10 protein-coding genes are annotated in these 14,326 nt (G+C 45.8%); 6 read left to right on the top strand and 4 right to left on the bottom strand.

The features are described 5' to 3' along the window. Positions 1–79: 79 nt before the first annotated feature. Entirely contained in the window at positions 80–835 is a 756-nt protein-coding gene (locus tag MHI55_RS17460; RefSeq protein WP_076250445.1) for a glucose 1-dehydrogenase, read from the top strand. A gap of 108 nt (positions 836–943) precedes the next feature. Here MHI55_RS17460 and MHI55_RS17455 read toward each other — a convergent pair whose 3' ends face one another. The 4 genes from MHI55_RS17455 to MHI55_RS17440 all read right to left on the bottom strand — a co-directional run bounded on the left by MHI55_RS17455 (position 944) and on the right by MHI55_RS17440 (position 4,404). Next, on the bottom strand, positions 944–2,128 hold the full coding sequence (locus tag MHI55_RS17455; RefSeq protein ID WP_340386466.1) for an MFS transporter: 1,185 nt from the start codon (positions 2,126–2,128) through the stop codon (positions 944–946). A 229-nt stretch (positions 2,129–2,357) separates the two neighbouring features. Further along, on the bottom strand, positions 2,358–2,642 hold the full coding sequence (locus MHI55_RS17450) for a metalloregulator ArsR/SmtB family transcription factor (protein ID WP_036613842.1): 285 nt from the start codon (positions 2,640–2,642) through the stop codon (positions 2,358–2,360). A gap of 171 nt (positions 2,643–2,813) precedes the next feature. Then, positions 2,814–3,155, bottom strand: a complete 342-nt coding sequence (locus MHI55_RS17445) for a ribosomal protein L7/L12 (protein WP_076317707.1) — start codon at positions 3,153–3,155, stop codon at positions 2,814–2,816. 40 nt (positions 3,156–3,195) lie between these two features. After that, positions 3,196–4,404: a cytochrome P450 gene (locus MHI55_RS17440; RefSeq protein WP_101313861.1), complete on the bottom strand. Its 1,209-nt coding sequence runs from the start codon at positions 4,402–4,404 to the stop codon at positions 3,196–3,198. Between the two features lie 180 nt (positions 4,405–4,584). Between MHI55_RS17440 and MHI55_RS17435 the strand changes: the two genes are divergently transcribed. The 5 genes from MHI55_RS17435 (at position 4,585) to MHI55_RS17415 (ending at position 14,325) form a co-directional block, all read left to right on the top strand. After that, positions 4,585–5,562 (top strand): aldo/keto reductase, encoded by a 978-nt coding sequence (locus MHI55_RS17435; protein WP_076250649.1) that lies wholly within the window; start codon positions 4,585–4,587, stop codon positions 5,560–5,562. Between the two features lie 421 nt (positions 5,563–5,983). Beyond that, positions 5,984–7,084, top strand: a complete 1,101-nt coding sequence (locus tag MHI55_RS17430; RefSeq protein ID WP_076250451.1) for an AAA family ATPase — start codon at positions 5,984–5,986, stop codon at positions 7,082–7,084. Next, the gene (locus tag MHI55_RS17425; protein WP_076250453.1) at positions 7,072–9,540 is read left to right on the top strand and encodes a DUF5682 family protein; all 2,469 of its coding nucleotides are present in this window, start codon (positions 7,072–7,074) and stop codon (positions 9,538–9,540) included. Before MHI55_RS17430 ends, MHI55_RS17425 begins: the two co-directional genes overlap by 13 nt. After that, a complete protein-coding gene (locus MHI55_RS17420; RefSeq protein ID WP_256719993.1) occupies positions 9,525–10,748 on the top strand; it encodes a VWA domain-containing protein in 1,224 nt (407 codons plus the stop codon). Before MHI55_RS17425 ends, MHI55_RS17420 begins: the two co-directional genes overlap by 16 nt. A 19-nt stretch (positions 10,749–10,767) precedes the next feature. Continuing rightward, entirely contained in the window at positions 10,768–14,325 is a 3,558-nt protein-coding gene (locus tag MHI55_RS17415) for a DUF4132 domain-containing protein (RefSeq protein ID WP_340386464.1), read from the top strand. Position 14,326 lies beyond the last annotated feature (1 nt).

Here is a 14,326-nt window from a genome sequence, read left to right as displayed (position 1 = left end):
ATCATTGCATGTAAGTACGTTTCATATCGTATTCATCGATCCAATCACAAGATGACACACACACATGGAGGAGATCAACATGAGTCACGCAGGAAAAGTAGCCATTATTACTGGAGCAGGAAGTGGATTGGGCCAAGCAGCAGCATTGAAGCTGGCTGAGAAGGGTGCATCCATTGTCGTTGTGGATCTTGTCGAAGAGACAGGTCTTGAAACGGTTAAGCAGATTGAGAAGCTGGGAAGTAAAGCTATTTTTGTACAAGCAGATGTAAGTAAAGCACCTGAAGTTGAGAATTATGTGAAAAAAACAGTCGAAGAGTTCGGACGAATCGACATGTTCTTTAATAATGCAGGTATTGCAGGTCCTGGTATTAAGCTGATTGAACATACGATTGAGCAGTTTGACCAGATTATTGATATTAACCTGAGAAGTGTATTCTACGGGTTGAAGTATGTAATTACTGAAATGCTCAAAACAGGTGGGGGTTCCATTCTGAACACGGCCTCCACAGCCGGTATTGTTGGTGTACCCGCAGTTGCACCATACGCAGCAACCAAACATGGCGTAGTGGGCTTGACCCGCACAGCTGCGATTGAATATGGCAAGGACAACATTCGTGTAAATGCGATTGCACCAGGTACAATTGAGACACCGATGGTCATTCAGTTCGGTAAAGACAATCCTGAAGTGTTCAAGGCAACTGTTGACAGCATTCCATCCGGACGTCTGGGCAGACCGGAAGAGATCGCGAACTTGGTTTCCTTCCTGCTTGGAGATGAAGCGCCTTATATCAATGGTGCAGTATATCCGATCGATGGTGCAGTTACGGCCCAATAAGAGTTCTGCTTATCGGTAATAGAATAGCCGTTAAAATGGTTAAAGAGAGGCCACTGTTTGCATACAGTGCCTCTCTTTTTGGTTTGTCTTTTATACTACGAACTCATATCAGGCAGCGTTGTGAGATGTATCGGTGTGTGTACTTTTCGCAGATCCTGAACGATACGAGCCTATAACGATGATGACGGCAACAGCAACCCCGACAGCGCCAATCCAGGTAATGGATGATAATGAAACGCTGCTGACCGCGATTCCGCCAATACCTGCGCCGGCAGCCATGGCTAATTGCATAACCGAACTATTCAGACTTAGCATAATGCCAGAGGATTCCGGAGCCATGGTGACCAGGTTATATTGCTGAGTTGGACCCGAAGACCAGGCGGCAAAAGACCACAAAATCAGAACAAGGAAGACAGCGAGATGAGAGCTTGCTGTTATATTCAACAGGACCAGACTTACGATATGCAATGTCATGCCTGTGATCAGCGTTCGTTTGACACCCAATCGGTCAGCACTGAACCCTCCAACTTTTGAACCGATCAGACTTGCTATGCCAAATGCGAGTAAAGCTGAACTGAGTAGTGCTTCGCTCATTCCTGAAACGGATACAAGGTAAGGTGAAATGTACGTGTAGGCAATGGAATAACCACCTAACCAGAAAAATGTCACCAGCAGTGCCAAAACAATTCGTGGCTGTTTGAGCAAAGACAGTTGTTTCTTCAGCGGAACAGGCGCTTCTGCTTTGGAAGGCGGAATGGCGGCCGCAATTACCAGCATGGCGAGAACGCCAAGAACAGCGATACCGGCAAAAACAAGCTTCCAATCCCAAGATGCAGCCACAAGCCTTCCGAGCGGAACGCCAACAATCAAAGAAGCCGTAAATCCAGTGATTACTGTGGCGATTGCACTAGCTTGTTTGCCCTCCGCCGCTATTTGGGAAGCAACCGTTAATGCCGTGATAACAACAACACCCGCGCCTAAAGCCATCAACACTCGTGCTGCGACGAACAGTCCATAACCCGGCAACAGGTAAGCAAGAACATTAGCCACAACGAATAGACCGAGGAAGTATAACAACAGCTTGCGACGGTCCCAGCGTGAAGTCGATGCAATAATGACAGGTGTACCTAGCGCATATACAAGTGAAAAAATCGTAATGAGCTGTCCGGCAGCGATTAAAGAGATATTCATGGTATCTGCAATGCGATCCAAAATGCCGGCAATGACATATTCGGACGTTCCCACAAGGAAACTGACCAAGGCAAGAACATAGATTTTGAGCGTAGAAGACATGGAAACATAACCTCTTTCTGATTATTATTATATTTTTAGAAATATAGAAATAAAGACGATAGAACAAGACATGAATGCTCTGAATGCAACCCATCTGCGCGAATGGTAATGCTACAACTTAGATAATGAATAATGGCATAAGCGTTAACTTAGGTGACCTAGTTCTACTAATAAATATTGTACATTGTTTCAATATTTCTAATTATATAGAAATATGACTCAAATTTTTTTATTTATTTAGCAGATAGGGAACAAACTTTTGTGCGGTCTCCGTGTTCAGGCTGTAGTAGATATACGTACCTTTCTTTTGCGATGTAAGCAGACCACAATCGGACAGCTGTTTCAGGTGATGAGACAGAGTCGATAGGGCAACCGTAACAAGGCGGCTCTCCAGATCGGCAGGACACAGGTTGCTTTCGCCCGATAAAATCTGAATGATTTTGTAGCGTGTTTGTTCGCCCAGCGCTTTATGAATTTTGACAACTTGTTCAATCTCATTTGAGTTTGATTGCATAATGATCGGTCCTTTCGTCTTTATTTCTTATTTCTAGTAATATAGAAATAACAGTAGCATATGTTGTTTGAAAAGTAAACTCTCGGACGAAGATTCCATACTTTCTACTGCGTCTGTGTTAACAGCCGAAAGTCTGGAGTAACTTCCCCCGAGAGTTATGTGAGTTGTATATTACCGATCCAGAGAATCAACATAGTCTTTGGCTTCCTTCAACGAAAGACCTCTGGCTTCACGCAGTCGTTTGATCGCCATAATTTTTTTCCCTTGTTGTATAAGTGTAAGCAGTTCCTGATCCAGATCCGTTTGGGCTGGTTGGCTTGTATGGGAAGGAGGTGCTTCCTTCGGCGACAAGGTGTAATTGAAGTCGGATCGGACGCTGCCGGTTGAACCGTTCTCCAGACGCTCGACATCTCTTTTCAATTCATTTAATTGGCGTTGCAGGCTGGTGACTCTGACCAGTAACACAAAGATCAGAAGCAGCAAAACGATCCATACCAAGGTGTTCATTTCCATGATGTAATGTGCCTCACTTTCATTTATTCATATTTAGCCATTATTTTAGTTGAACCGGGATTTCCTTGACACCACGAACATTCATACCTGGTCTCCATTCCAGTTCATTCACATCTGCCTGAAGCTGTATATTTGGAAAACGATTCAGAAGTGTGCTGACTGCAATCTCACCTTCCAGACGAGCAAGCGGTGCTCCAAGGCAGAGATGAATGCCTTTGCCAAAAGCCAGATGCGAACTCTTCTCGCGTGTGATATCGAAAATATCAGCATCCTTAAACTGCTGTTCGTCCCGGTTGGCGGAATCAAGCGCAACAATGACAAGATCACCTTGAGCGATACGTTGTCCACGGAATTCAATATCTTCCAGAGCCCAGCGGGATGTGCTGAACTCCACCGGTCCATTATAGCGAAGCATCTCTTCAATGGCATTGTGAATAAGCTCGGGCTGGTTGATGAGCAGTTCGCGTTGCTCCGGATGCTCCAGCAGGGCGAGAATCCCATTTCCAATCAGATTCACGGTTGTTTCATGACCGGCAATAATTAATAAGGAGACAACGCCAAGCAGTTCTCGTTCAGTTAACTGCTGCCCGGATTCTTCCGCAATGACGAGCTGGCTGATCAGATCAGTGCCGGGATCTTGGCGAACTTTCGCAAACCAGGCCGTCAGGTAATCCGTAAACTCTCTGGCATGCTGCTCAAACAGCTCGGCGCTCTCGGCTATGGAAGCATCAATTATCGTATTGGACCAGATGCGGAATTTGTCACGATCCTCAAGAGGGACTCCCAGAATTTCACTAATGACAATGATGGGCAGCGGGAAGGCAAAGTCATCGATCAGATTCATTTTTTCCTGTGACGGGAGGTTGTCCAGCAGTTCATCAGCAATGTCCTGAATATGGCTCCGCATGTCTGCGACCAGTTTGGGTGTGAATGCTTTCTGCACAAGTCCCCGAAGACGTTTATGATCCGGCGGATCGGAGAACAACATATTATTGGAGAAGATGCTTTGATTGTCAGCGCCGTAACGTCGGACCATATCTTTGCTGAAGCGAGGATCTTTCAGGATCCGGACTGCATCCTCGTATCGCGTAATAATCCAGCCGAATTCCCCGTGAGGAAACATGAGTCTGAAAACAGGCTCCTCTTTTCTTAACATTTCATATACCGGGTAAGGGTTATGCGTGAATTCTTTCGTGAAAAACGCTGGCTTTGAGGACTCGTTGGATTCATTCGGATTCAAATGCAGCATCTCCTCTCATATTCCTGCATAATACCTGCACCCTCTATATATTCAATACACAAGCTTTTGAAACCTTGTTTTTTCTTCATATGGATGATAGAGCAGGAAAATAGAGGAAGATGGAAGAAGACATGGTAGAGAGAATCGGTTATTATGCTTGGTAAAAATGAAAATGAGGTGAACGCTGACATGTCTTACGCACAACTTCCTTTGCATCACCACCAGATTCCGGCAAGTCGAATGGTTCTTGGCTGTATGCGGTTTGGGGGTGAATGGGATGGGCTCCCCATTACTTCAGATCTTGTCGTAGAAGGTCATCGAGCTGTAGAAGCAGCTATCGAAATAGGCATTAATCACTTTGACCTAGCGGATATTTACACACGTGGTAAGGCAGAGCATGTCTTGGGACGAGTTTTATCGGAAACTCCCGGTTTGCGTGAACAGATCATTATACAGTCGAAGTGTGGTATACGTCTTGTGGGTGATGATGAAGGGCCACAGCGTTATGACACCTCAGGTGCACATATCCTGGCGAGTGTGGACGGTATCCTGGAACGGCTCGGAATCGATTATCTGGATATTTTGCTGTTACATCGTCCTGATCCACTTGCCCATCCGCAAGAGATTGGAGAAGCACTGGCTGAGCTGCATCATTCCGGTAAAGTGCGCCATTTTGGTGTGTCCAACATGGGTTCTGAACAGATTCGTCTTCTTCAGCTTCATAGTAAAGTACCTCTGATTGTGAACCAGCTGGAGATGAGTCTGGACAAAATCGGATTCGTAGAGGCTGGTGTGACGGTAAATCGTCCTCAAGCCAGAGACAACGTGTTTCCCTATGGCACGATGGAATATTGTCAGGCAGAGCATATTCAACTGCAAGCTTGGGGTCCCCTTGCTCAAGGGCGATTTACTGGCAGGGTAGTTGAGGGACAGCGGGCTGAGATTGAGCATACGGCTCAATTGGTTGATCGAATGGCTAAGGAGCGTGGAGTTACACCGGAGTCTATTGTACTGGCTTGGTTAATGAAGCATCCAGCAGGGATTCAACCTGTCATTGGTTCGATTCGACCAGAACGTATTCTGGCCTGTCGTGATGCAACAAATATTGAGCTTACCCGTTATGAGTGGTACGAGCTGTATTCCGCTTCATGCGGGCGTAGAATGTAAGTAGGGAATTCTGAGAGATTGGTTCGTTTCGATCAAAATTCATAGATGTTGGGTGAAATTTGGACATATAAGAAGACACAGGCTGCTGATGGCCTGTGTCTTCTTTGTAATAATCGGCTTCATTTGGTTGAAACACATGATCGAAAGTTTAATGAATCCTAAGGTCATATGACCTACAATGCGTATACATGGGTAATAAGCATGCTGATTCGGATCCGAAACCAGTGTGTTGGCACGGTTGTAAGGATGTTTCACCTTCATATTTGCGCTAGAGGCTATGTCCATGGACTTAGGAAGAGTGCTGATAAGAAGGACGTTTCAACCATTTTTATCGTTTTACAGGGTAGTTGCTGGAGTGCTGTGATAAAATGATAGGAATAAGAACATACGATCTGTTTATGTGAGAGGAGACACCTTGACGATGGAGATGCTTAAACCACCCGCCGAGACATTATACGAGGTTGAATTACGCGCGCTGCGAGAGGAAGATCAGGGGAAACGTCCCCCGAACTGGCTGTTATCTCCCGCCTATGTGCGCGATTTTATTATTGGCAGGGATAAGCCCGCGTTATTAAATGGAGAAGAGATCCCGATTACCCGCAAATTCTATGGCAATGACGTGTTAATTGAACGGGCAGTGGTTACTCTGGCAGGCAATCGAGGATTAATGCTCGTGGGAGAACCCGGGACAGCCAAGACCATGCTTAGCGAACTGCTGACCGCAGCGATCTCCGGTACCAGTCTAAACACGATTCAAGGTACAGCAGGCACAACAGAGGATATGATCAAGTATTCCTGGAATTACGCCATGTTGCTTGATAAAGGCCCTTCGGAAGCGGCACTTGTGCCATCACCGTTATATAACGGCATGAAGAAAGGTATTCTTACCCGTTTTGAAGAGATTACACGTTGTCCGGCTGAAGCGCAGGATAGTCTGATCAGTATTCTCAGTGACAAGGTCATGAGCATTCCTGAACTGGATGGTGGTGTACTGTTTGCCCAACCGGGATTTAACGTCATTGCTACAGCCAATATTCGGGATAAAGGTGTTAACGAAATGAGCGGTGCATTGAAACGTCGCTTCAATTTTGAAACAATCAAGCCCATTCATAACGTAAAGATGGAAGCTAAAATCATTGAATCCCAGGCACGAAGCCTGTTGTTACATAGTGGAATTGATATTGAAATTAACCCGGATGTGGTTGAATTGCTGGCTACAACATTCATGGAACTGCGCACCGGCATGACACGGGAAGGATACAAGCTCGATACCCCTCAAGCATCCATGAGTACGGCGGAAGCGGTGTCTGTCTATGTTCAGAGTGCGATGACTTCCTATTATTACGAAGATAAAGCTATTGGGCTGGATCGGTTGGTGCAGAATATGCTAGGGACCATTGCAAAGGAAAACGACAAGGATCTGTCCATTCTCAAAACCTACTTCTCCAAGGTCGTAAAAGAGCGTTCCAGAGAAGAGGGAATGTGGAAGGACTATTATGAGGAGAGAAAATGGATCGGTTAACAGCAGTTCTGGACCCTGATGTTGATCAGTTACAATCCTTGTTCGAATCCCAGGTGTATAACCTAAGTAATCCTACGGTCTATTATCCAATACGACACCATAGCCCTGCATGTTCGTATCACTTGTTACGATTAATTGGGGAGTACAAGCCGGATATCATTCTGATCGAAGGACCGGAGAGCGGTAATCCATTAATTTCAGTGCTGAGTGATGAGGCAACGATACCTCCTGTCAGTCTGTACTATACCTATGAGAGTGAACTAGAGAGAGAAGCCTGCTATTATCCGATGCTTCGGTATTCGCCTGAATATGTAGCTTTGAAAGAAGCAAAACGGCTGGACATTCCAGCGAAGTTTATTGATTTGGACTATCAACACTTCTCCAATCGTGCATCCAAATCCGGCCAGACAGAACAAAAGGAGATCTCTATTCAGGACGAAACCTTGCTTGCGGGGTCTGATTTCATTAACCGATTATGCCAAAAAACAAACTGTCGCAGTTTTGATGAATTGTGGGAAAAGGTGTTTGAAATTGGTGGTCTGGAAAAATCCACTCAGGCATTCGTGCAGGATGTATTCACGTATTGTACTTTATCCCGAATGTGCTATTCCACGGAACGATTACAGTCTTCAGGTGATCTGGCAAGAGAAGCACATATGAAACAACATATTCAACAAGCGGTGCAGGAGCATGACCGTGTGCTTGTCATTACCGGTGGGTTTCATACGTATGGACTGTTGATGTCAGAGAAACATGAATCGGAATTGGAACAGCCAGAAATGAATAAACGACATACAGACCAACGTTTGGATGGACAAGGTAAACCAGGAACGTCTCAACAAAGTGCGGTTAATCCAGATACGGTTCACCAACAAATGTACCCGATGGTCTATACCTTTGCTGAGGCGGATCGGCTCAATGGATATGCGAGCGGCATGCCTTATGTGAATTATTATGATCAGATCTGGAACCAGCTGCTTCGCAAAAAGAGTACACCGTATAATCTAACGGCTCTGGACTTGTTATCCCGGCTGATGCGCCAATTACGGGATGGTCACGAACATGTATCAACGAGTGATGCGATTGAGGCGTACAGCATGATTCAAGGTCTTGCCGGGCTTCGGGGTAAAAGGGAAGGCGGCGTCTATGAGTTGATGGATGCAGCACTCTCTTCCTTTGTGAAGGGGGAGCTTACCTTGGCGACCGATAAACCGCTGCAAGAGCTGCAGCAGTTATTGACTGGAGACGTCATTGGAAGCGTGGCTCCCAATTCATTCAGTATTCCCATCGTGGAGGACTTCAAGGCGCGTTGTACAGAGTACAAACTGCAGATTCGTACAACAGGTCAACACAAGAAAGTGCTGGATCTGTATGCGAAACCGGAGCATCGTCAGATAAGCCAATTGATTCAATGCATCACCTATCTGGTTCCGGAATTTGCGAAACGGCAATCGGGGCCGGACTGGATCGCAGAGCGTGATATGAATCTTGTTCGCGAAACCTGGGTTTATATGTACTCATCCCGTATTGAAGCCAGATTGATAGAAAACTCTCTCTATGGCGGAACACTTGCTGGAGCAGCCACACGCAAAATGGAAGAACAGATGCAAGAAATACCGGATCATCATAGCGGTGAACTTGCCCGACTCATGCTTCAAGCGTTGCTCATGGGGCTTCAAGACACAGCGATGAAACTCTATGAACAGGTGCGCTCGGCGCTGAGAACCGACGGGAATTTTCTATCCTTATGTAACAGTCTGCATATCTTGAACCGAATTCATCAACACCGCAGGTTGCTGGGATTATCTGACGAGCAACATCTCCCTGATCTGGTATCCGAAGCTTATAGAAACGCCGTGGACAAGTTGTTACAGCTCTCCAGAGCCAATTCGGATGAACATGAAGCCATTATTCAGGGATTGAAGCTGTTAGCTATGCTCGCGGAGTCATCAGAGGGGTATTTTCAGGATGAGACATTCCGAATACATCTGAATGAGCTTCTGTCGGATCAGCAGCTTCCGGCTCAGCTGGAGGGTGTGTGTGTGGCTATTTCCTCAGGGCTCGGTGACAGGCCCAGGGATGAGATTGTTGATCGTGCTCGCGGGTATATCCATGGTACACCGGATCAGACCCGTCAAACGGCACTTTTTTTACAGGGAGTATTCACTGTAGCACGTGACGCTTTTTTATATGAAGATCAGCTGTTGTCTGAGTTGAATTATTTGATTGAACAGTTATCCTACGACGACTTCATCAGTATGGTACCGGAATTAAGGCTGGCATTCACCTACTTTACACCCATGGAGACGGGCTTGATTGCGGAGCGGGTGGCGAGTCTGCATCAGGTTGAACCAGAGGAGATGTTGAGGCCTGCGGTCGATGAACAGATGCTGATTCAGTCCAAGACGTGGGATGAAGCGCTTCGAAAGGAGTTTGCTGCATGGAAGCTAATATGAATGAAGCGAATCGGACAACGGACGAAACCGGAGAAATCAATGAAAGTTCCAATCCGGATGGAAGCAAACGAGGGGATCAACATTCTGCTGAAACTTTAAATCGATGGCGTCTGGTTCTCGGTGAATCGGCGGAAGAAGGGTTGTGTAATACAGACCAATACACTTCTGCTGAATTTCAATATACGGAAATCGATGAGATTCTGGGGTATCTCTATAACCGTGAATACGGTGAAGAACAAGGTTATCGAAAAGAGGGAGGACGCGGTGCGTCTAACCTGACTGTACCGAAATGGCTGCACAAGGTCAGGGATCTATTCCCCAAACCAACGGTCGAAATATTGGAAAAACAGGCGCTTGATCGTTATGGGCTGACAGAATTGTTAACGGACAAAAAGTTGCTTGAATCCCTTGAACCCAACATGAATCTGCTCAAGAACATTATGCAGTTCAAAGGACGGATGAAAGGTGAGGTGTTAAAGAGCGCCAAGGATATCGTGCGAACCGTGGTTGAAGAGCTGCGTAGTAAGCTGGAATCTCAGACCCGAGCGAGTATCATGGGCAAGCGCAGTCGCTATACCTCGAGTTCAGTACGATCTTTGCGCAATCTGAATTTCAAGCGAACTATCACCAAGAATTTGAAGAATTACGATAAAAACAAGCGCAGGTTTGTAATTGATCGTCTATATTTCGACGGGAATATCCAGCCCCATAACAAGTGGAACATCATCATTGGTGTGGACGAGAGTGGCAGTATGCTGGATTCAGTCATCTACAGTTCGGTGATGGCCAGCATCTTCTACCGCTTGAATGCGCTTCGCACGAAATTATTCATATTTGATACGCAGGTTGTTGATCTGAGCGATAGACTGGAAGACCCCGTAGACGTGCTCATGAATGTACAGCTCGGTGGGGGGACACATATTACGAAAGCGTTGCGATATGGCGAGACGTTAATCGATAATCCAGGCAAAACCATCTTTATTCTGGTCAGTGATCTGGAGGAAGGGTACCCGATAGCGCAAATGTATAAAGCCTGTAAAGATATTATCGATGCAGGATGCAAGCTACTGGTTCTCACCGCGCTCGATTTTAACGGGGATTCAGTCTATAACAAACATGCCGCACAGACATTAACCAATATGGGGGCACATGTAGCAGCAATTACGCCTAACGAACTCGCGGATTGGATTGGCGAGATCATCACTTAAATTCAAGGAGGAATGTGTAATGCTTACCGCAGACCGCGCAGTTGAAACTTTGGTGGAGAAATTCGCAGTAACTTGTTCAAACGAGTATTCATTAAAAACAGATCGAAGCTCCGAAATTATTGATTACGTCTTGGGAACGACAGACAAGTTCCCGGATATGTTGGGAAATTCGAGTCATTATGTGTATCAAACGATTGATCTGCTCATGAAGCTTGCCAAAAAAGACGACGGAGATATCTTTTACCGTGCCGGGGCTATTGTGATATATCTGGAATCCAATTATTCCAAAAGAAATTCATGGAGAACGGATGCCTTTACTGTCTGTATGGGAAATGACTCCGAAGCTTATGGATTAAGCGGGAAGAGCAAAAGCGCTGATCGCATGGATGGATTGTTGTCTCGGTTGGAGAAAATCAAACAGTTTGCAGGCGAGAACGAAATTTTGACTGAATTAAAGAGTAAATTAAAGCGTGCCCAGTGGCTTTTTGATTCCAAAAAAGCGGACAGTCAAGGGGATTACCGGGATGTAATTAATGCATTAATGCTGCTGCAATTATATTCAAGACTCAGTGACACGGCTTCTCATCTTGCAGAGGTTCAATCTTCTGTTCAATCGTTACCAGTGTTGTTTCAACATGTAATGGCTAATGATGCAGATAAGTTGCGGGACGAGTTACATACGTTGATTGAACCTGTAGTGGTCAGTAATATTCAAGGAAAGCATAACGGATCTTCCCAAGAATTGAAGGATGAATTCCTCAAGGAGAAGCGTAGTCAGCTCATAGCTGAACTGTATCCCAATACGTCTTTCTCTTCAAAAGAGCAATGTTCAAACACAGTATTCCATCAAACAATGGTACTTGTGAGTGGTGCCTTGTTGTACCTGATTAACATTAGTGGAGGTAAACAACGGTTCCTTGATACAAATAGTGAGATTGGGCATGTTTTGCTTCACACAGTACATCAATTACATGAGATTTATCCACTTGAAGTTCGCCGTTACTTGCTGAGTATGGACCCTAGAGCCAAGAGTCCAAATGATCTACTTGCTGGACTTGTGCCTCTGGATGAACCTTATCAGTTGGTTGAAATGTTGCGGGACGAGCTTAATTCGTACACGGTATCTTGGAACATGTTACAATCAGCGATCGCGAATCGTCCTGAACAAGCGATTCGAGCATACGAGATTATCAAACCGCCATTCCTCAAACTCTGCATTCAGAAATTCATGGAGGATCAAGGATTGACATTGCCTAATGCGGAGGGGTCACTGGAGCAAGCGGTATTTAACGCTCTTCGGCATCCTTTGGACGGGGGACGTCAAGGACTTGCGATTGCAAGATACTTAAGTGGGGAAAACACCCTGGAGGAATATTGGGAGGACCCAAATAGTCGCGGGTTGTTTAATCAACTGAATCGGGATAAGAAGCGTGTTCACAACCTCATTAGTATTAGTTTTCTGCCCTTGGATTCGGAGGCGATGCGCAGGTTCGCAATCCTGACCACTCATCCCGATTGGACACTGGATATTATCTCGGACATGTACAATTCATACGCTTTTAGTGCAGAGCAACTGCTTCAACGTTACGGGCAAGACCCTGAGGTGCAACGTGAGAAATTGCTAACCAGCCTGATCTCACTTAATGGCATGACCGACTACAGATACAAATCGATGCCGCATGACGAATACCGCCGAATCATTCAGCAGAATCTGGACTATGCACTGACACAGTACAAGAAACTGCCAACAGATACACGCATTTTAATTCTGGAGATTACCTTTGAACAGCGTGATGAGTTATCGAAGAAAATATTGGCCGAAGCGATTCGTGCCGGATTGCAGGATTCTTCCAAAAAGGCCAACGGCGTGGCGTTAGCGGAATTCAACCGAATTCCTGATCAGGACTTGTATACGCTCATATACCTCTCGGAGAAAAAAGTGGCGATCAAAGAAATGGCTCTGACTGCAATCCGCAGTCTGGAAAACAGCAAGGAACTGTACGGTGAACTTTTGAAGAAAGAGAAGTCCGACGATTGGAAGAGCTTGATCCAAATTCTGCTAGATACCGCAGATCTAAGTCCAGAGTATGCCCATGCTGCACTCGCTGATCAGGCGGATGCCAAAAAGTTGTCGAGACTGAGCTGGTTGTCCTTGAAAGATCTCCCTTCACTGATACGTATTGAAGACAATCAGCCTTTAGATGACCGGATTAAACAGTATGCTTTGGTCCAATCATTGGATCATACATCCGGTCCTAATGAACGGTTGAATGAATTACGAGATTACGTAAGTGAGGCATCGCTCGCTCGTTTTGCAAGTGAACTGCTCCAGGTCTGGATTCAGGAAGGTGCTCCTGCAAAAGAGAAATGGGTGATGTATGTATCAGCACTCTTTGGCGATATTCACATTGTGAATATTCTGGCTCCGCAAATTAAGGAATGGACAGAAAACAGTCGTGGCGCGATTGCAGCAGATGCTGTAAAAGTGCTCGCTTATCTGAAAGATCCATCCGCTCTTATGGCGATTGACAAGATCAAACGTGGCGTGAAGAACCGTCAGGTGAAAGGTGCAGCAGAAGAAGCATTGCAACTTGCAGCCGATAATATGCGACTTACCTCGGAACAACTGGAGGATCGGCTGGTCACCACACTTGGTTTTGATGAAAAAGGAACCATGCAGCTGAGTTACGGAGAGCGTTCCTTCCTGGTTAAGGTCAATGGAGACTTACAAGTCGTTGTCTTAAATGAAGAAACGGGCAAATCCGTGAAGAGTCTGCCTGCTCCTGCACAGAAAGATGATCCTGAATTGGCAGCGCAGTCCAAGGCACGTTTCACACAGCTGAAAAAAGATCTCAAATCCATGGTTAACATTCAGGCGCAGCGTCTGGAAGAGTCATTGTCCAAGCAACGTCTGTGGTCTGCCGATGAGTGGAAAGCATTGTTTGTACAAAATGTAATCATGCAAAAATTTGCTGTTGGTCTGATCTGGGGAACGTATGAGGATGGCGCTCTGATCAGCACCTTCCGTTATATGGAGGACGGCACCTTCAATTCTGTGGATGAAGATGAGGTTGATCTACCTTCGGATGCGCAGGTGGGACTTATACACCCGCTGGAACTGGATCAGGCAACGCTTGAAGGTTGGACAACGCAGTTGGAGGATTACGAGATCAAGCAGCCATTTGAGCAATTGAATCGTGAGATTCACCAGCCAGAAGATGAGGATAAAACGAAGAATGAATACGATCATCTGCCCGAGTCTGATTTTTCACCAACGGCTTTCCCCAAAGCACTGGAGAAATACGGTTGGATCAAAGGACCGGCACAGGACGGCGGCTGGTATCATGAATTTTATAAAGAGTACGGAGATCTTGTTGCAGAATTGCAATTCAGTGGTACGAGCATCACGTATTACGAGGGATTGGATGACATTACCCTGGAATCCCTTCATTTCTTCAAACCGAATAACAAGCAATATTATTACTATGGTGACAACAAACCCATTGCTCTAGGCAACGTTCCAGGTCGCGTGTTCAGTGAAACGATCTACGACATTCTGAGAGCAACGGGGCGTTGAT

The organism is Paenibacillus sp. FSL E2-0151 (genome assembly GCF_037993015.1).
Lineage (GTDB): Bacteria > Bacillota > Bacilli > Paenibacillales > Paenibacillaceae > Paenibacillus > Paenibacillus amylolyticus.
Note: the sequence above shows the minus strand (reverse complement) of the source record. Positions and strands in the feature narration are given on the sequence as shown.

Excerpts from the sequence above, each read along its gene's own strand:
- MHI55_RS17460 (WP_076250445.1), top strand. The coding sequence starts at position 80 with ATGAGTCACGCAGGAAAAGTAGCCATTATTACTGGAGCAGGAAGTGGA.
- MHI55_RS17455 (WP_340386466.1), bottom strand. The coding sequence starts at position 2,128 with ATGTCTTCTACGCTCAAAATCTATGTTCTTGCCTTGGTCAGTTTCCTT.
- MHI55_RS17450 (WP_036613842.1), bottom strand. The coding sequence starts at position 2,642 with ATGCAATCAAACTCAAATGAGATTGAACAAGTTGTCAAAATTCATAAA.
- MHI55_RS17445 (WP_076317707.1), bottom strand. The coding sequence starts at position 3,155 with ATGGAAATGAACACCTTGGTATGGATCGTTTTGCTGCTTCTGATCTTT.
- MHI55_RS17440 (WP_101313861.1), bottom strand. The coding sequence starts at position 4,404 with ATGCTGCATTTGAATCCGAATGAATCCAACGAGTCCTCAAAGCCAGCG.
- MHI55_RS17435 (WP_076250649.1), top strand. The coding sequence starts at position 4,585 with ATGTCTTACGCACAACTTCCTTTGCATCACCACCAGATTCCGGCAAGT.
- MHI55_RS17430 (WP_076250451.1), top strand. The coding sequence starts at position 5,984 with ATGGAGATGCTTAAACCACCCGCCGAGACATTATACGAGGTTGAATTA.
- MHI55_RS17425 (WP_076250453.1), top strand. The coding sequence starts at position 7,072 with ATGGATCGGTTAACAGCAGTTCTGGACCCTGATGTTGATCAGTTACAA.
- MHI55_RS17420 (WP_256719993.1), top strand. The coding sequence starts at position 9,525 with ATGGAAGCTAATATGAATGAAGCGAATCGGACAACGGACGAAACCGGA.
- MHI55_RS17415 (WP_340386464.1), top strand. The coding sequence starts at position 10,768 with ATGCTTACCGCAGACCGCGCAGTTGAAACTTTGGTGGAGAAATTCGCA.